The organism is Aquimarina sp. MAR_2010_214 (assembly GCF_002846555.1).
Lineage (GTDB): Bacteria > Bacteroidota > Bacteroidia > Flavobacteriales > Flavobacteriaceae > Aquimarina.
In genome coordinates this window covers 3,712,000-3,730,343 of record NZ_PJMS01000001.1, presented here as the reverse complement: position 1 = coordinate 3,730,343, position 18,344 = coordinate 3,712,000, and the positions used below count along the sequence as shown (strand labels likewise).

Sequence of the window (18,344 nt, the reverse complement as noted above, 5' to 3'; positions counted from 1 at the left end):
TAATGAAACAAGTCTTTAATTATTGAATTAACAAAAATTTAAGGATGCTGTTAATTTAATTTTCTTTAAAATTAAAAAATTATACATTTGAACTCGCAAAGTAAAGCAAACAAATGTTTAGTACCATTTTCTTATTGGCTTTATTAATTACCTTAGGAACAATTATTGTTTCTGAGGCTTCTTCTATTACTACAGGTACTATTACTATTATTACCCTTAGGGGTTAGTTCATTTATATAATATCACTGCACATACGTAATTCTGACAAAAGAATTACCAACAAAACTTTTATAAATTATTTCAACTTAAAAAATATAATATATCATGAACGTTCTAAAATTTGGAGGTTCTTCTGTCGCTAATGCATCGGCCATAGAAAGTGTAATAGAAATCATTAAACAACAATCTCAAAAACAATCTTTATATGTTGTAGTTTCTGCAATGGGCGGAATTACCGATTTACTGCTACAAGCTGGAGAAGAGGCTTCTGCTAATAATGAAAACTATAAAAACACACTGGTAGAAATTGAAAAAACACATTTTGAAGCTGTTAAAACTCTTATTCCTGTACTGTCTCAAAGTGCCATACTTAGTAAGGTCAAAGCTGAACTTAACACCCTTGAATCATTATGTGAAGGAGTATATTTATTAAGTGAGTTATCCCTTAAAACAGCTGCTGTAATTGCAAGTTTTGGAGAGATGCTTTCTTCATATATCATTACCGAAGCAGCCAAAATAAAAGGTTTAGATATTGTTTTAAAAGATTCTAGAGAGCTCATTGTTAAAACAACTAATTCTAAAGTCATAATTGATTATAAAGAAACTAATGCGAGAATCAAAAAATTTGCAAATAACAGTATACATAAAGTAAGTCTTTTTCCTGGTTTTGTAGCAAGAACACAAAATGGTGAACCTACTACCCTAGGAAGAGGTGGGTCTGATTTTACCGCAGCTATTCTGGCAGCAGCTATTGATGCTAACGAATTGCAAATCTGGACAGATGTGAGTGGTCTATATACCGCTAACCCAAAACTAGTAAAACAAGCTAAACCTGTACATCATATTTCATATCAGGAAGCCATGGAACTTTCTCATTTTGGAGCTAAAGTAATCTACCCTCCTACTATACATCCTGTATTAGAAAAGAATATACCGATAGTTATTAAAAATACTTTTAAACCAAAGGATCAAGGAACTCTTATTACTCGAAAAGTAGAGGAAAGAAAAAAACCTGTAACCGGGATTAGTCATATTGATAGTATCGCGATTATTTCTCTAGAAGGAAGTGGCATGGTTGGTATCCCTGGATTTTCTAAACGACTATTTGAAGCTTTGTTTTTAGAAAATATAAATGTCATCCTTATTACTCAAGCTTCGTCTGAGCATTCTATATGCCTTGCTGTCGAAGCTTCAGAAGCAGAGAAAGCCAAAGCGATTTTGGATACCACATTTGAATTTGAGATCTCTAAACATAAACTAGATCCTGTAAAAATAGAAAATGATGTCGCTATCATAGCATTGGTTGGTGATAATATGTATCATCATCAAGGATTAAGCGGAAAAATGTTTAGTACGCTAGGTAAAAACAATGTAAATATTAGAGCTATCGCGCAAGGTGCTTCAGAAAAGAATATTTCTGTTGTAATAGCCAAAAAAGACATTAAAAAAGCCTTAAACATATTACATGAACGATTTTTTGAAGTAAAGACTAAACAATTAAATCTATTTATAACTGGTGTAGGAAACGTAGGTAGTAAACTACTAGAACAACTCCAACAACAAGATAAATACCTTAAGAATAAATTACATTTAAAAATTCGTGTGGCCGGAATATCAAATTCCAAAAAAATGATCTTTAATGAAAATGGAATTGACCTCAACTCATGGCAAGAAATTCTTGCACAAGGAAAAAAGGCCAATGCAAAATCATTTTTCACCAAAGCAAAAGAAACAAATCTACGTAACTCTATCTTTGTAGACAATACTGCAAATCCCAATATTGCTAAGATCTATAAACATTACCTGGCAGAGAGCATGGCAGTTGTAACTTGTAATAAAATTGCATGTGCCGATGAATATTCAAATTATGAAGAATTGCAAGATCTCTCCAGAAAATTTAATGCTCCATTTTTATATGAAACCAATGTTGGAGCAGGATTACCAATAATTGATACACTTAACAATTTGATAGCTTCTGGAGATAATATTCACAAAATACAAGCTGTACTATCAGGTAGTCTTAATTTTGTGTTTAATAATTATACTGAAGAAGTTACTTTTCATGATATCGTAAAACAAGCTCAGCAACAAGGCTACACAGAACCAGATCCAAAGATCGATTTGAGTGGGGTTGATGTGGCTAGAAAAATATTGATCCTAGCCCGTGAAAGTGAAAAAGTTATGGAGCTAGAAAATATAGAGAACGAAGCATTTCTTCCTCAGGAAAGCTTAGAGGCCAAAAGTGTGGATGAATTCTTTAATTCACTAGCTCAAAATGAAGAACATTTTAAAAAAATCCTTGCAGAGGCTAATAAAAATGAATGTCGATTGAAGTATGTAGCACAATATGAAGCAGAAAATGCCAAAGTTGGATTGCAGCATATACCAGTCGGCCATCCATTTTATAATCTGGAAGGAAGTGATAATATTGTTCTTTTTTATACAGACAGATATCCTAAACAACCACTCATTGTTAAAGGAGCTGGGGCTGGAGCCGAAGTTACTGCTTCTGGTATTTTTGCTGATATCATAAGGATTGGTAAAAGCAAATAATTTGAAATAGTACAGTCGAAATATGACGTCTAAAATAATATATAAAACAGATGAAAAGTATTAAAATATTCGCACCCGCTACCGTTGCTAATCTATCTTGTGGATTTGACGTATTAGGATGTTGTCTGGATAATGTTGGTGATGAAATGGTAATTTCTATTACTTCAGAACCAGGTGTAAAAATAACAAAGATTGAAGGAGCTAACCTTCCGATGGAAACTCATAAAAATGTTGCTGGTGTTGCTGTTGAAGCTTTTCTTGAAGCATACGGAAAAGATGTAGGCGTAAATATTGAAATTTACAAAAAGATAAAAGCTGGTAGTGGAATTGGAAGTAGCGCAGCCAGTAGCTCTGGCGCCGTTTGGGCTGTAAATTATTTATTAGGCTCTCCATTTACCACGCACGAATTGGTAAAATTTGCTATGGAAGGTGAGAAATTGGCAAGTGGTAATGCACATGCAGATAATGTTGCTCCTGCCCTTCTTGGTGGATTTACTTTGGTACGCAGTTATGCCCCATTGGATATTATAAAACTACATTCTCCAAAAGACTTGGTAATGACAGTTATTCACCCACAAATCGAAGTAAAAACATCAGATTCCCGATCTGTAATCAAACATAAAGTAACGCTAAAAAAAGCAATTCACCAATGGGGAAATGTTGGTGGATTAGTAGCCGGGTTGTTTACAGAAGATTATGATTTAATCGGTAGAAGTTTAGATGATGTAATTATCGAACCTTTGCGATCTATCTTAATTCCAGAATTTAACAATGTTAAAAATGCTGCTATTGCAAAGGGTGCCTTGGGCTCAGGAATATCTGGTTCAGGGCCTTCAATTTTTGCGCTAAGCAAAGGTATAAAGATTGCAAACGACGTAGCAGATGCAATAAACGATATTTATAACAAAACAGGAATTGATTTTGATATACACATCTCAAAAATTAATAGCAAAGGAATTAAAATAATAGAAGAAACTGAATACAGAAAATAAAAAACAATGCAATACTATAGTTTAAATAATAATGCTCCTAAAGTATCTTTTTCTGAAGCTGTCATAAAAGGTTTAGCTCCAGATCGAGGATTATACTTTCCAGAAAATATAACACCACTCCCTAGTTCGTTTTTTGAAAACATAGAACATCTGGATAATATCGAAATTGCGTATCAAGCAATACAGCAATTTGTAGGAGATGAAATACCAGAACCAGAGTTACGAGATATTCTGGCAGATGTTTTAAGTTTTGATTTTCCTGTTATAGAAGTCGAAAATAATATAGGAACATTAGAGCTATTTCATGGTCCAACAATGGCTTTTAAAGATGTTGGAGCTCGTTTTATGGCACGATGTTTAGAGTATTTTAATAAAAACAACGAAAACCAGGTTACCGTTTTGGTTGCTACTTCTGGAGATACTGGTGGTGCAGTTGCAAATGGTTTTTTGGGAGTAAAAGGTGTAAATGTGGTTATTCTCTATCCAAGCGGGAAAGTAAGTGAAATACAAGAGAAACAACTAACTACACTTGGGCAAAATATAACGGCCCTAGAAATTGACGGGGTTTTTGATGACTGTCAGGAAATGGTAAAAACTGCTTTTCTGGATGCAAGCATTACTAATCACAAACAATTAACCTCAGCAAATTCAATTAATGTAGCTCGATGGCTTCCTCAATTATTTTATTTCTTATTTGCCTACAAACAAGTTAAACATAAGAAAAAAGATATTGTATTTTCTGTTCCAAGTGGTAATTTTGGTAATATTTGCGCAGGAATTGTTGCTCATAAATTAGGGCTTCCTGTTAAACAATTTGTAGCCTCGACCAATATAAATGATACTGTTGTTAGATATTTAGAGACTTCAGAATATCAACCAAAACCATCAAAAGCTACCATTTCAAATGCAATGGATGTTGGTAATCCTAGCAATTTTATTAGAATACAACAGCTTTTTAATCATAGTTTTACTGAGCTTAAGAATAATTTCTCTGCATATAGTTTTAATGATGATCAGACCAGAGAAGCGATGAAAATGATATATAATGAAACAGGATATATTTCTGACCCACATGGGGCTGTTGGATATTTAGGTCTTAAAGAACAAGAGCTAACTAATGATGAATATGGTATATTTCTAGAAACCGCGCACCCGGTTAAATTTTTAAATATTGTTGAAGATACTTTAGGTACGACTATAGAGATTCCTAATCAAATCCAACAAATAATGGATAAGAAAAAACACAGTATAAAGGTAAATAGTTATGAAAAATTAAAAGAGTGCTTACTTAAGTAAGCACTCTTTTCTAAAATATAGTCTTTATTTTTTCAATCTTTAGCTAGGGATTTCATTACCCCATGAACGATATCAGTTGTAGATGCCAGGTATTTAAAATTTACCGTTGTATACTTATCTTCACTTTTACGTACAAAAGGTGAGTTATCTGCATTTTTCAATTCTGCTGTAAGTGTTACAGTTTCGAAACCAAAATTGGCAAAAAATCTACTCTCTGGTGTAGCTACTTCTCTCTTATAAATAGGTACTGGAGATTCTATACGGTATAATGACTCTAAACTAAGACTAGATGCTAACATTTCTATTGCTCTATCTTCATCATTATCCCAACCCATATAATCAGATCGGTGCATAGAATGAATTTTATATTCTTCGTCTTTCAATTTTTTGGTGAACATTCTTGTACCCACCATATTACTTTTCCAATGATCAAAAAACACAACCATAAAATTTCTTTTACGCTCCTTTAGTTCTACCAATTTCATAGCAACATAATATGCAATTGCAACACCTGTAGCATTATGAACTGCACCAGGACTATTTTCAACTGTATCAAAATGTGCTGCTAATATGACATATTCATCACTACCATTGGTAGCAGGAATATCTGCATAAATATTTGCGCCATTAAATAAGTTTCCTTTTTTATCCTTTACATTATAACTATGCCTTTCAGGTTTAAGTCCTATATCTTTTAAGGAGTTATATAAAAAGTCAGCAGAAATCTTTCTCTCAGATTTGCTTGCTCTACTTTTTAATTTTTTCTTGCCTTTTATAGGTTCGTGGCCGGTAAGTTTGGCAACAATTCCTTTTTGGACATTAATAATCTCTGCTTCTTTTCGATCTTGTTCAGTCTGAGCTGGGGCCATCTGAATTACGAAAATAAATAATAGTAAAAATTCTCTATAATAATTCATTTTGTAGGTTTTGTATTCTTTTTTCCCTTTAACACAAATTTATTAAAAATTTGTAATTAAACAATTTTGTATTTTTATTGCTTAAAATAATACTTTAATATGTCTTTTGCAAAAATCATACCTTTTATTCTATTAACATCATTATTTATTCAATGTGGTACTGATACCAACACTAAAAATTTATTAAGTGCTCCAGAGAATTGGAAAGGCGAAGTTATTGAATTTCCATTAGAATTTGCCACTTCTTTACAATATTCAGGTATCGAATATGTACGTTTCGCGCCAGAATGGGGGGAAGAGAGCTCTTCTGACTATTTTTCATATGTGTTTTTATGGAATTTAAGTGAAGATCCACAGCTATCCGCCAAAAAACTTGAATCCGAAATAGAAACTTATTTTGATGGTTTAATGAGTTCAGTATCCAAAATGAATCCAGAACAAAATAATGAAATCTCTAAGTCTAAAGCTTTTTTTGAAAAAGTAAATGATTCTTTATATGTAGGAAAAATACTCACTTATGATGCTTTTACTACAAAAAAAGAAGTGAATCTAAATATTACGGTAAGTTATAGTATGTGTGAGCTGCAAAATAAACACCTTGTATTGTTTAATATATCTCCAAAACCCTACCAACATCAAATTTGGAAGAAACTAAAAAAGGTAACCGCTACTATCAATTGTAATTAACAAATCCTTTTCAATTCATCAAATTTACTTTACTGTTCTCGTTAATCTCGATCGCTCATTTTGTGTCCTAAGTATAGGTAATATATCAAAATAGTTTAAAGTATGGATTTTTAACTGGAGATGTAATGATTAACCACAGATGATAATGGCTAAGTTCTAATTAGAATATGTTTTATCTTTACTTTATAAAAACGGAGAAATGATACCAGAAGATTTTAGAGATTTTTTCATTAGTTCATCGGCTTTGGTTCAATCAGAAATTGTTTCCACATTATTGGAGATCTCTACTGAGGGTTCAGCCCTGATTGATAGCAATCAGAGTAAAGCCATAAGCTGTCCTCATTGTAAGTGCAATAAAATTAAGGCTAATGGTAAGCTCAAAGGAGTACAGCGCTATGTTTGTAATACTTGTCATAAAAACTTTAGTGAAACTACCGGTAAGTTCTGGTACAACCTCAAGAAGAAAGACAAAGTTAATCGTTATTTATTCTGTTTACTCTCTGGATATAGTATTCGCAAGAGTGCCAAAGAAACAGGGATTTCTATTCAGACTTCTTTTGATTGGAGGCACAAATTACTTGTCTCCTTTGGGAGCGTAAGTGTGGATGAATTCCAAGGAATCCTAGAGAGTGATGATCTTTTCTTTGCTTACTCTGAAAAAGGGAATCGAAATTTGGATCGTCCTGCTAGAAAACGTGGCGCAAAGGCAAGTAAAGCTGGTCTCAGTAATGAAAAAGTAGCTGTGATAGCCAGTTGTGACCGATCAGGGAACAAAGATTTCAAAGTAGCTACCAGAGGTCGCATTAGTAAAAGTGACTTGGAGACTATATTACAAGGGAAGTTGGCTAAAGTAGAAACCCTTTGTAGCGACAGTCACAGAAGCTATACTGCATTTGCAAAAGACAAGAAGGTAGCACACAAAAAATTTAATGCTTCGAAGGGTCAAAGAGCTGTTGACAAAATATATCACGTACAAAATGTGAATAATATGGATATGCGTCTAAGGAAATTTATGGAGCCCTTCAATGGAGTGGCAACAAAATACCTTCAGAATTATCTGAATTGGTTTTTAGTCTTAGAAAAAATAAAAAATTCAACCAGTAAAATGGCAACCGTAGCAGCTATAGCCTTTGCTTCCAATACTGCCTGGATGGAATTTAAAAACATAGTAGTAAATAATATGCTTTTTAGAACTTAGCCATGATAATTAAAAAAAAGTTACTAATAAAAATGAGCTCGACTAATGCTCAATATTAGGTCGAGCCCATTTATCAATAATAACTAACTCAAATCTCTATATTTTTTTGTAAAATTCTTTTTTAAATATAAAATCATTCGTGCACCTGTAGCATTCATAAATGTTACCATTAATTTTCTTGGTGCGAACCTATTGTCAGGTACTGACATCCTTAATTTCTATCATGTATACCGACATCTTCAGTGCAACTTCTATATAGTTAGTATCCTGGATTTTGTTGATTTGCAATATTTGGATTTACATTAATCTCATCTACAGGTATAGGCATAACTGTTCTGTTTTCTGGAGCTGAAATTACAATAGGATCTCCGTCTTGTAGAAATTTACTAAATGTCATTCCATATCTGGTAAGATCATATAACCTAAATCCTTCATAGGCTAATTCTTTTCTTCTTTCCAAAATAACCTTATCGATTAGTGCTTGTCCTATTTCTGTGGATGCTCCTACTGTTGGATCAGCTCTTTGTATGATAGCATCCAGAGCTTGCTGAGCGTCAATATTTTCATTTAATTGTGCATGCGCCTCGGCTTTGATTAAATATATCTCGGAAAGCCTCAATATTTGAATATTATCATCCTGAACGTTTGTTCTAGGGAACTTTTTAACCAAATTCACTCCATCATCTGTAGGGTATAATTCTCTCCTAATATCAGTCATACTTAAAGTATTAACAAAATCATCAGTAGCAAAAGCATCTTTATAAGTAAGATAAAAATAACCTATAGAGTTTGTTCCAGAATTATCGGTTTCATTATTTACCAATGTAAATAATGTCTCACTATTATCATCTAAAGCCCAACTTGCAATATACTCCTGATTCTCTAATAGTTTATTTCCACTATTATCAATTACATCGGTAGCCATATCTCTTGCTTTTCCCCAATCTTCCATATGCAAATACACTCGGGCAAGTAATGCTTTTGCTGCATAAACATCCATTCTAGAAGGAGATGATTTTGTTTCCATTAAATCTATAGCCTTTACTAAATCATTTTCAATTTGAGCATAGACTGTTGCTGTAGTACTTCTTCCTGGTTCTTGAATAGTACCTCCATCCCCTAAAGTTTCAAAATCAGGAATAGGTACTCCAAAATGAGAAGCATCAGGTGTAAAATTATAAGGTTGCGCAAATAATAATTGAAGATTGTGAAATGCCAATGCTCTTAAAGCATACATTTCACCTATATATTGTTTGGCATCTTCCTGCTCTGACTCAGGAAAGGATAACAACTCTGCCTTTTTTATAATTATTGAAGTGGAAGCTATAATACGTGTAAGATCTTCCCAAGCAGGGGTTATGAATCTATTATTAGAGTTTACTGTATATAAATCAAAATCCAAATATCTCCCTGTATTATCAAATGCATCTATGAATGCATTGTCAGACAAAATTTCGGGAAGCAACATCACGGTACGGTTATACACATCTGTATCTGCAAATAAGCTATAGGAACCATTTGCTGCTAAATTTAAAGAATTAAGATCTATAATGGCATTAGAAACCTCTACATTATCAGAAAATTCTTGCTCCAATGTGTCCTCACAAGCACTTAACATCAAAACTAATGCTACAAGGGTATATATTATATTATTTTTCATGATGCTATAAATTAAAATGTTAAATCTAAACCTAAGAACAGTGCTCTCGAAATCGGAATCTCCTGGTTTAACCTTCCATCTGATCCTGACTCAGGGTCTCTCTCCAACCGATCATCTTTTATATAGGTGTACAAATTGTTTCCTTTGATATAAATTCTGGCAGAAGAAAGTCCAATTGACTCAATACTCTTAAGAGGTAATTTGTATGCAAGAGTCACATCTCGTAATCGTATAAATGATCCATCATATATAAATCTGCTTGATGACTTTGATGATTGTCCAGTTTGCCTATTACCATATACGAAAGCTGGTACATCTGTAACATCTCCCGGTTGCTGCCATCTTCTTTCATATGTACCTCGAGTTACATTACCTGTACTAGAGAGTCTACGAGATCCATCACTAAGTGTAAATCTATTCCAGGTATCATACACTAAACCTCCCCAAGCACTATACAACTGAAAATCTAACGAGATTCCTTTATATGAAAATGTATTTCTTAGTCCTGCATAAAAATCAGGAGTAGCATTCCCTATAATTACCTGATCTGCATCACCATAATTATTAGTAGTAGCATCTGATTCATCATTAATAAACCATAAAGCTTCTCCATTTTCAGGATCTACACCTGCATATCGAACCAAATAAAATGTTTCAAAATCTTCTCCTACTGCTGTAATACGAGTACCATCTATAATTGGTTCTCCACCATCAGACAGTTTTGTGACTTTATTTTTATTTGTAGTATAATTAAAACTGGTCGTCCAACTAAAACCATTATTACTGCTCACAATATTACGTGTAGTGATATCAAACTCTATTCCTGTATTTTCCATTGCACCAATATTTTGTACAATATCTACGTCTCCATTTGTAGATGAAATAGGTCTTGCTCTAATAAGGTCTGTAGTTTCTCTTTTATACCAATCAAAACTCCCTTGTATTCTATTGTTAAAAAACGAATAATCAATACCAATATTCAGAGGTTTGTTAACCTCCCATTTTAAATTAGGGTTTCCTAAATCTGAAAAGAACAATCCTGGACTACCATCATAATCATTAATAGAAAAAAGATCAAATACTGCATAAGGATTATCATCTACACTATTAGAGTTTTCATTACCAGCAATAGGGTCGTTTCCATTCTCTCCATAACTTGCTCTTAATTTAAAGTCATTTATAAAACTTAATGAACTCATAAACTCTTCGTTGGCAATATTCCAACCAATACCAACAGACCAGAAAACACCAAACTGGTTATCATCCTTAAATGTAGAACTACCATCACGTCTAAGCGACCCACTAATCAAATATTTCTCATTATAAGAATATTCTGCGTTAAGGAATATAGAATTTAATCCACTTTGTCTTCTGTTTGTAGAAGCTTCTGTAGGTAAACTACCTGCATTTAAGTCTACAAAACCATCGGGTATGTTTTCTACCTGTATATCTGTAAATTTATTTCTAGTTTTTTGTAATTCATACCCTCCAAAAGCTGACATGTTATGATTTCTCCAACTCATATTATATCTCAACATATTTCTAAATAGCCAAGTGAATAAAAAATCAGAGTCCTGATTTCCTCTTCCTGTTGGTCTGCCATCTCCAAAACCAGCAGGTAGTCGTATATAATCATCTCTAAATCCTTGATTCATATTAATTGATGATTCAAACGAAAGTCCATCCAATATTTCATAAGATAGGTCAGCCCCGGCTAAAATTCTATGTGTAATATTTCTTCTTGTTTCTGTTTCAGCTTGAGCTACTGGGTTATGAGTACTGTTGAATCTAAAATTATAAGTTCCGTCTTCATTATAAGGAGAAATATCAGGACGTATTCGATATATGGATCTTACAGGATTTGCAAAAGATCCTCCATCTCGTCTTTCATCAAAAATATTCTTGTTGTAAGATATATTGGCGCTAATTTGAATTTTGTTATTTATTTTTTGGTCTAATTTGATTCTTGAGTTCATTCTTTCAAATTGAGAACCAACAATAACTCCTTCTTGATTAAAGTATCCTCCAGATATATAATACTTTGTGTTTTCGTTCCCTCCTCTTAATGATAGATCATGTTGTTGGTAAAAACCATCTTGAGTTAACAAATCAAACCAATCAGTATTCACATCTGAATTAAACCCTCTATCCGTTATATAAGCCAAAGCTTCATTATCATTATCTCTGATTCCTGCATTTTGTACTCCTTCTACCAATAACTCTTGTAATTCTGAGGTATTAAGAGGTCTAAAGCGATCTGCAACTGTTGGAGAAGATAATCCTGCTTGTGCACTATATGAAATAATCATTTTACCCTGTTCTCCTGATTTTGTCTGTATCACAATGACACCATTAGCTCCTCTAGTTCCATAAATAGAAGTAGCAGCAGCATCTTTTAAAACAGAAATTGTTTTAATGTCTCCTGGATTAAGAGAAGTAATTATAGAAGCATCTCTTGTCTGTATACCGTCAATGACGTATAGTGGAAATGAAGCAGTGAAAGATCCAACACCTCTTATTCTTACATTTGGTGTAGATCCAGGTTGACCACTATCAGAAGTTACTAATACTCCAGGAACGTTACCTTGAATACTTTCTTGTATCGCTGCTCTAGGTGTAGCATTAACAGCTTCTAACTTTACATTTATTGCTGAACCTGTAAGCCTAGATTTTCGCTGAACCGCATACCCTGTTACAACCACTTCCTCGAGATTACTAACATCTTCTTTTAGTGTTACATCAATGGTGTTTTTATTCACTATAACTTCTAGTGTTTCGAAACCTACGTAAGAAAAAACCAGAGGATCTCCTTGATTTGCTTCTAATTTATAATTTCCATCAAAATCTGTTAATGTACCTTTATTTGTACCTTTAATAACTACATTCACTCCTGGTAAAGGGTAACCTTCATTACTTTTCACATTACCGCTTACAAAGTTTTGCTGTGGTTTTGTTATATCACTAATGGTACTTTTCTTAGCTTTCTCTAATGATTTTTCTTCGATATAATCTAATAGATTTTTAAGTGCTAAATCTGATGTTTTTACATTTCTTGGAAATAAAACTATTTGATTCTTATAAATCTTAAAATTTATATTAGTATCATCAAATAGTCCATATAGTACTTTTTTTACTCGTTCATTAGTTGCTGTAAGAGATACTTTTCTTGAAATATCAACCAAATTGTTGTTATAAAAGAAGCGAAACTCACTTTTTTGTTCAATCTCTTCAATAGCCATCTGCAACGTAACTTCCTCCAATGAAATGGATATATTTTGAGAATATGTATTGAATGAAAATAGTTTTGAAATGGTAATACAAATAAGTAAAGAATAAATTTTCATAATTCTTATAAGATGTTTTCTGGATAAGAAAACTCCGGAAAGGTTTTTTTTCATAATTTTGTGTGATTTTAATTATTCTAATTCTGAGTCTAATTAAATGATTAATAGAGGAGGATGTTACAGCATCCTCTTCTCTATTTATTATTCTGAATTAAGCATGACTTTGTTGTTTACGTATTTATAATTAATAGGTGAAGAGATTTTAAGTAACTCTAAAACTTCTTTTAGGGTAAGGTTATCAAACTCTCCTGTATACTTATATTGGAGAAGTGAATCAGATTTTATCACAAACTCTACATTATATTTTCTGTTTAGATCTAAAACAACTTGTTTTAATGGAGTTTTATCAAAAATTAATTTACCTTCCTGCCAAGCAACTATGCTTTTAGAATCAACTCTATCCACTTTGATATTACTTTTTTCTTTATCAAAAACTGCCCTTTGGGACGGTTCTAAAACGATAGGCTTTTCTTTTTGTTGTTGAAAAACTTCAACTTTACCTGTTACTAATGTAGTTTCAATTTTTTCATCTTTCGGATAAGACTTCACATTAAATGATGTTCCTAAAACCTTTATATTGATATGATCTGTAGTTACAATAAAAGGCTTGGTAACATCTCTCTTTATATCAAAAAACGCCTCCCCTATTAAAGTAACTTTTCTAACACTATCTGTAAATGTATTGGGATAAGTAAGACTACTATTTGCATTTAATACAATAGTAGAGCCATCTGGTAAAACTACTGTTTTGTATCCACCATGACCCGTAGTTACATTTTTAGTACTAGAGTCAAAAATTTCTGTTACATCAACAATCGAATTATCATAAGACGATGATGTGAACATATACCACATCATAAAAGGCACTACTACTGATGCTGCAATAGCCGCCGTATAGTAATATTTTCTTTTTTTAGATTTCTTTGAAGCAAAACGTTGATATTGTGTCTTGACATCCATATTACTGAACGAATCCAAAGTAGAAGCAATATATTCTGCCTTGAGTAAACTGAACCTTTTTTGGTGCTCACTATCTTTCTTAATCCATTCAATTACTAATTTCTTTTCATCTGGACTAGCATCTCCCTTTATATACTTTATAAGGTCTTTTTCTTGCATTAATTACAGTCTTATATTTATACAGACGTACAAATATGTATTTCCCCCCAATAATTTATGGTTTTTTTTAAAAAAAAGATAAAAATTCACGTAGATGTAGCCTCATATGCTTTATAGCCTTAGACATATGATTTTCTACAGTTTTAATAGAAATATCTAATTCGTCAGATATTTCTCTATTCTTTAAACCTTCAATTCGGCTTTTTACAAAAACTTTTTTACATTTTTTAGGAAGTAATTCAATACCTGTCTGTATTTGTTGTTCTAATTCTTTTTCTAGTATTGAAGAAGCATCTTTATCAGCAAGTGCCTTATGATTTATAAATGCTTCAAGTTGTACTATATTATTTGCTTTACTAAGCTTATATTTTTTGGATCGTAGATAGTCTAGGCAGGAATTTTTAGTACTTTTAAACAGGTATCCATTGATATTTGTGGCAATATTTTTTCTGTTTTTCCAAGTCTTCACAAATACATCTTGTACTATCTCTTCTGCTTCTTCTTTATTAGAAACATAGCTTTGAGCTACGTATAATAACTTACCATAATAAAGTTCAAAAAGAATCTTGAAGGCTTCTTCATTTCCTTCATTTATATTCTTAATAAAAAAACTTTGTGTTATTTGTGATTCCTTTTTCACCTGTACAATAATTCATGATAAAGGTAAATATTTTTTTTTAACGATACTACAACAAATAATTAACATTAAAAATTTCATTTTAATAAAACTAACCGGATTCCTTTGTTACATACGCATACATGCAGGGTTTTCATTGATTTTTTATTTTGTCATCATCGTTTCAAAAATAAGTATCGAAAGAATGTTTTTACCTCATTAATTTCTATCTTCAATTCTATATACAAATTTTAGTCCGCTCCAATTATTATCTATTGCCGCTACTTTAACATCAATTAATCCTATGCTAATTAGATAATTTTTTATGGGATCTCTTTTAAGATCTGTAGGAATGGTAGAACTTCCCTTAGGCCAGCTAATCCATAACATCCCTTTCTTCTTTAAAGCAGTTTTATAAATTACTGCTACTTCCTGTAATTCTTTAAAAGTCGTGCAAAAAATATGAATAAAATCTACAGTTTCATTTTTAGCCTGCTTTATCTCTTTAATTCCTTTCGGTAAATCTGAAAAGAGACTATAATAATAGTTTGGCTGCTTATATGGCATTAATACATTATTGTCTTTAATTCCTAATTTTTTGGCTAGAGGTGTGCCTGAATATCCTGTTAACATGAAAAGTGGTTTTACAATAAATTAATAACGCTTCTCAAAATTACTAAACGCGATGAATTAGAAGCTCTCTTAGAATTATTTTGTACCTTTTATCTATTTGTTACGCCTTCTATAAGTTTTAATCATCAATATGATGTGAAACTGATAACTTATTAGGATTATACCAAAAAAGCATTGGATACCTACACAAAGTTTTTTACATTCGGCGTCAATTTTATAACACTAAATCATCCTATTATGCAAAATACTGCTTTAACAGAAATTCATACTGCTTTGGGAGCTAAAATGGTTCCTTTTGCTGGTTATAATATGCCTGTATCTTACGAAGGTGTAAATATAGAACACGAAACAGTACGTAAAGGTGTTGGGGTTTTTGATGTATCCCATATGGGAGAGTTTCTTATTACAGGCCCTAATGCATTAGATCTTATCCAAAAAGTAACTTCTAATGATGCTTCTAAGTTAGTAGATGGAAAAGCACAATATAGTTATTTGCCAAATGATAAAGGAGGAGTTGTTGATGATCTAATTGTATATAGAATTGCTGATCAGAAGTATCTTATGGTTGTCAATGCATCTAATATCAAAAAAGATTGGGATTGGATAAGCGGTCATAATACAATGAATGCTGATATGCGCGATCTGTCTGATGAATATTCTTTATTAGCTATCCAAGGACCAAAAGCAGCTGCAGCCATGCAATCTTTAACTTCTGTTGATCTTGAAGCCATGAAATTTTATACTTTTGAAGTATCTGATTTTGCGGGTATTGAACATGTTATTATTTCTGCCACAGGATATACTGGTAGTGGTGGTTTTGAAATCTACTGCAAAAATTCTGAAGTAGAACAAATCTGGAGTAAAGTATTAGAAGCTGGAGCGGATTATGGTATTAAGCCCATTGGTCTAGCTGCCAGAGATACATTGAGATTAGAAATGGGATACTGCCTTTATGGTAATGACATCAATGATACGACCTCTCCTATTGAAGCTGGATTAGGGTGGGTTACTAAATTCTCAAAAGATTTTATTAATGCAGATGCCTTAGCCAAAGAAAAAGAACATGGTGCAGAGCGAAAGCTAATTGGTTTTGAGTTAGATGAACGTGGTATTCCTCGTCATGATTATGATATTGTAGACGGAAACGGAAACACTATTGGGATAGTAACTTCTGGTACAATGTCGCCTTCTTTAGGAAAAGGAATCGGTCTTGGCTATGTTCCATCGGTTTTTGCAAAACCGGGAAGCAAAATAAATATTCAGGTACGTAAAAATGCAATTCCTGCAACAGTAGTAAAATTACCTTTCTATAAAGGATAGTTTTACAATAAAAATAGTATAGTTAAGTTTCAAAGTTACAGTAGTAATATTTGGAACTTAATTTTTTTTACACAATTAGCATTGAAAAGAATTTTAATCATAGGAGCCAGTGGTTTTATAGGAAATGCACTATATAAAGAGCTTAATTCTTATTTTGATACCTATGGCACATACCGTACAGATAATACCTTTTTTGAAAAAAATCAAAAATTCTTTCAATATGATATGGAATTGGAAGATATTTCTATTTTATTGGATAATCTTAAACCTACTGTTATAATTACTGCTCTTAGAGGCAACTTTAATTCACAATTAGATGCGCATCAACGTATCATACAATGGATTCAGAAACATAAATGCCGACTTATTTTTATCTCTAGTGCTAACGTATTTGATTCTTTTAGTAACTACCCATCATACGAATATGACAAAACGCTTAGCGATAGTGTTTTTGGAAGGTTCAAAATAAAAATTGAAAATGCACTAATGCGATTGCCTGCTCATAAATATGTTATTGCTCGTGTACCTATGGTTTTTGGCTCTACTACTCCCAGAGTACAAGAGCTTAAAACTCTTCATGACCTTAAAGCTCCTATAGAGGTTTTTCCTAATGTAATTATTAATGCAACTTCTATATCCAAATTAACATTGCAGATACATTATATTATTAATCGCAATAAGAAAGGCATCTTTCACCTTGGGAGTACCGATCTTATTTATCATCTTGATCTAATTAAAGAAATTTGTGATGCTCTTCAGTTAGAAGATCCGGTTTTCAAGCAAGTTTATGACTCAAATAATGATCGCTATCTTGCTGTTTTACCAAAAGACAATAAGCTTCCTAGAAGTCTTCAGATTACTACTCAACAAGTAATTGATTCTGTAACCGTGAAATGATTCTTAATATATTTATAATTGATTATTAATGATGCATATTACCATTATCTTTGTAATATGATTGAAGAAGGGAAAAAGGTTATATTATTTGATGGTGTTTGTAATTTATGCAACACTACGGTCTTATTTATTATTAAACGAGACAAGAATGACCTATTTCGTTATGCACCATTACAAAGTAAAATTGGTAAAAGGTTAATTGAAGAGAGAAATATTGATCCTTCAAAATTGGATTCTATACTACTAATTGATCCTAATATTGCTTACTATTATAAATCAACAGCTGCTCTACATATTGCAAAACAGTTGTCTGGTATATATCCCATGCTCTCGGTTTTTCTTATTTTACCAAGGTTCTTCAGAGATTGGATTTATGATATTATTGCCAAAAACAGGTATAAGTGGTTTGGCAAAAAAGAAAGTTGTATGATTCCAACTCCAGAACTCAATGCGCTTTTTATTGATCAATTGTAATTGAATCATGTATTGCCTTTCATTTAGTATCCTTGATAGTCGAAGGATTATTTGCTTGGTAATCTACTGCACGTTCTGTTTCATGTTTTTTTCTTAATTCATTTGATTGAGCATCTAGCTTATTAATGTTATCAATATGTACAATACTAAGACATATTACAGCAAAAGTAATAAGCACTATGGGTAGTAAAAGCCGTTTCATTTTTATAAGTGTTTATGTGATACTTCAAATGTATAGATAAGAACAATACGGCGTAAGGGGATTATAACTAAGAATGCATAGGGGGTTTTTCCCCTACTAAAATTACAGACAAACAACTTCAAAAAGAAACGTTACCTAAATCAAAAGGGCAATTCACTCAATACTGGTTTTTATAAAAAAAATAGCACTATACATTCGCTTTGTAATTAAAACCATA

At 32.3% G+C, this 18,344-nt stretch carries 15 protein-coding genes; 8 read left to right on the top strand and 7 right to left on the bottom strand.

What is annotated here, in order from left to right; genetic code table 11:
* Positions 1-324: 324 nt before the first annotated feature.
* The 3 genes from thrA to thrC are packed head-to-tail and all read left to right on the top strand — an operon-like array spanning position 325 to position 5,060.
* Complete coding sequence (gene thrA, locus ATE84_RS15995; protein ID WP_101448917.1) at positions 325-2,772, top strand: bifunctional aspartate kinase/homoserine dehydrogenase I; 2,448 nt, start codon at positions 325-327, stop codon at positions 2,770-2,772.
* Positions 2,773-2,822: 50 nt separating this feature from the next.
* Complete coding sequence (locus tag ATE84_RS15990; protein WP_101448916.1) at positions 2,823-3,764, top strand: homoserine kinase; 942 nt, start codon at positions 2,823-2,825, stop codon at positions 3,762-3,764.
* 6 nt (positions 3,765-3,770) lie between these two features.
* A complete protein-coding gene (gene thrC / locus ATE84_RS15985; RefSeq protein WP_101448915.1) occupies positions 3,771-5,060 on the top strand; it encodes a threonine synthase in 1,290 nt (429 codons plus the stop codon).
* A 32-nt stretch (positions 5,061-5,092) separates the two neighbouring features.
* Here thrC and ATE84_RS15980 read toward each other — a convergent pair whose 3' ends face one another.
* Positions 5,093-5,977 carry a M28 family metallopeptidase gene (locus tag ATE84_RS15980; RefSeq protein WP_101448914.1) on the bottom strand — a complete coding sequence of 295 codons (885 nt, stop codon included), beginning with the start codon at positions 5,975-5,977 and terminating at the stop codon, positions 5,093-5,095.
* A 99-nt stretch (positions 5,978-6,076) separates the two neighbouring features.
* Here ATE84_RS15980 and ATE84_RS15975 point away from each other — a divergent pair, with 99 nt between their 5' ends.
* Positions 6,077-6,664 (top strand): hypothetical protein, encoded by a 588-nt coding sequence (locus ATE84_RS15975; RefSeq protein WP_101448913.1) that lies wholly within the window; start codon positions 6,077-6,079, stop codon positions 6,662-6,664.
* A 199-nt stretch (positions 6,665-6,863) separates the two neighbouring features.
* On the top strand, positions 6,864-7,862 hold the full coding sequence (locus tag ATE84_RS15970; RefSeq protein ID WP_101444842.1) for an IS1595 family transposase: 999 nt from the start codon (positions 6,864-6,866) through the stop codon (positions 7,860-7,862).
* 259 nt (positions 7,863-8,121) lie between these two features.
* On the opposite strand, the gene ATE84_RS15965 is transcribed toward ATE84_RS15970, so the two are convergent.
* From ATE84_RS15965 to ATE84_RS15945, 5 genes are all read right to left on the bottom strand, one after another.
* Positions 8,122-9,522: a RagB/SusD family nutrient uptake outer membrane protein gene (locus tag ATE84_RS15965; RefSeq protein ID WP_101448912.1), complete on the bottom strand. Its 1,401-nt coding sequence runs from the start codon at positions 9,520-9,522 to the stop codon at positions 8,122-8,124.
* An 11-nt stretch (positions 9,523-9,533) separates the two neighbouring features.
* Positions 9,534-12,920: a TonB-dependent receptor gene (locus tag ATE84_RS15960; protein ID WP_101448911.1), complete on the bottom strand. Its 3,387-nt coding sequence runs from the start codon at positions 12,918-12,920 to the stop codon at positions 9,534-9,536.
* A gap of 87 nt (positions 12,921-13,007) precedes the next feature.
* A complete protein-coding gene (locus ATE84_RS15955) occupies positions 13,008-13,985 on the bottom strand; it encodes a FecR family protein (RefSeq protein WP_101448910.1) in 978 nt (325 codons plus the stop codon).
* Between the two features lie 67 nt (positions 13,986-14,052).
* Positions 14,053-14,625 (bottom strand): RNA polymerase sigma-70 factor, encoded by a 573-nt coding sequence (locus tag ATE84_RS15950; protein ID WP_158237266.1) that lies wholly within the window; start codon positions 14,623-14,625, stop codon positions 14,053-14,055.
* Positions 14,626-14,820: 195 nt separating this feature from the next.
* Positions 14,821-15,234 carry a DUF3052 domain-containing protein gene (locus ATE84_RS15945; RefSeq protein WP_101448908.1) on the bottom strand — a complete coding sequence of 138 codons (414 nt, stop codon included), beginning with the start codon at positions 15,232-15,234 and terminating at the stop codon, positions 14,821-14,823.
* 237 nt (positions 15,235-15,471) lie between these two features.
* Here ATE84_RS15945 and gcvT point away from each other — a divergent pair, with 237 nt between their 5' ends.
* From gcvT to ATE84_RS15930, 3 genes are all read left to right on the top strand, one after another.
* Positions 15,472-16,554, top strand: coding sequence for a glycine cleavage system aminomethyltransferase GcvT (gcvT, locus tag ATE84_RS15940; RefSeq protein WP_101448907.1), 1,083 nt, complete (start codon positions 15,472-15,474; stop codon positions 16,552-16,554).
* Between the two features lie 81 nt (positions 16,555-16,635).
* Positions 16,636-17,451 (top strand): sugar nucleotide-binding protein, encoded by an 816-nt coding sequence (locus ATE84_RS15935; protein ID WP_101448906.1) that lies wholly within the window; start codon positions 16,636-16,638, stop codon positions 17,449-17,451.
* A gap of 57 nt (positions 17,452-17,508) precedes the next feature.
* Positions 17,509-17,925 carry a thiol-disulfide oxidoreductase DCC family protein gene (locus ATE84_RS15930; protein ID WP_101448905.1) on the top strand — a complete coding sequence of 139 codons (417 nt, stop codon included), beginning with the start codon at positions 17,509-17,511 and terminating at the stop codon, positions 17,923-17,925.
* A 19-nt stretch (positions 17,926-17,944) separates the two neighbouring features.
* Here the strand turns inward: ATE84_RS15930 and ATE84_RS15925 are convergent, their stop codons facing one another.
* Positions 17,945-18,127 (bottom strand): hypothetical protein, encoded by a 183-nt coding sequence (locus ATE84_RS15925; protein WP_101448904.1) that lies wholly within the window; start codon positions 18,125-18,127, stop codon positions 17,945-17,947.
* Between the last annotated feature and the right edge of the window lie 217 nt (positions 18,128-18,344).

What these genes read in the sequence shown, in the direction of transcription:
- thrA (WP_101448917.1), top strand. Translation starts at nt 325, where the DNA reads ATGAACGTTCTAAAATTTGGAGGTTCTTCTGTCGCTAATGCATCGGCC.
- ATE84_RS15990 (WP_101448916.1), top strand. Translation starts at nt 2,823, where the DNA reads ATGAAAAGTATTAAAATATTCGCACCCGCTACCGTTGCTAATCTATCT.
- thrC (WP_101448915.1), top strand. Translation starts at nt 3,771, where the DNA reads ATGCAATACTATAGTTTAAATAATAATGCTCCTAAAGTATCTTTTTCT.
- ATE84_RS15980 (WP_101448914.1), bottom strand. Translation starts at nt 5,977, where the DNA reads ATGAATTATTATAGAGAATTTTTACTATTATTTATTTTCGTAATTCAG.
- ATE84_RS15975 (WP_101448913.1), top strand. Translation starts at nt 6,077, where the DNA reads ATGTCTTTTGCAAAAATCATACCTTTTATTCTATTAACATCATTATTT.
- ATE84_RS15970 (WP_101444842.1), top strand. Translation starts at nt 6,864, where the DNA reads ATGATACCAGAAGATTTTAGAGATTTTTTCATTAGTTCATCGGCTTTG.
- ATE84_RS15965 (WP_101448912.1), bottom strand. Translation starts at nt 9,522, where the DNA reads ATGAAAAATAATATAATATATACCCTTGTAGCATTAGTTTTGATGTTA.
- ATE84_RS15960 (WP_101448911.1), bottom strand. Translation starts at nt 12,920, where the DNA reads ATGAAAAAAAACCTTTCCGGAGTTTTCTTATCCAGAAAACATCTTATA.
- ATE84_RS15955 (WP_101448910.1), bottom strand. Translation starts at nt 13,985, where the DNA reads ATGCAAGAAAAAGACCTTATAAAGTATATAAAGGGAGATGCTAGTCCA.
- ATE84_RS15945 (WP_101448908.1), bottom strand. Translation starts at nt 15,234, where the DNA reads ATGTTAACAGGATATTCAGGCACACCTCTAGCCAAAAAATTAGGAATT.
- gcvT (WP_101448907.1), top strand. Translation starts at nt 15,472, where the DNA reads ATGCAAAATACTGCTTTAACAGAAATTCATACTGCTTTGGGAGCTAAA.
- ATE84_RS15930 (WP_101448905.1), top strand. Translation starts at nt 17,509, where the DNA reads ATGATTGAAGAAGGGAAAAAGGTTATATTATTTGATGGTGTTTGTAAT.
- ATE84_RS15925 (WP_101448904.1), bottom strand. Translation starts at nt 18,127, where the DNA reads ATGAAACGGCTTTTACTACCCATAGTGCTTATTACTTTTGCTGTAATA.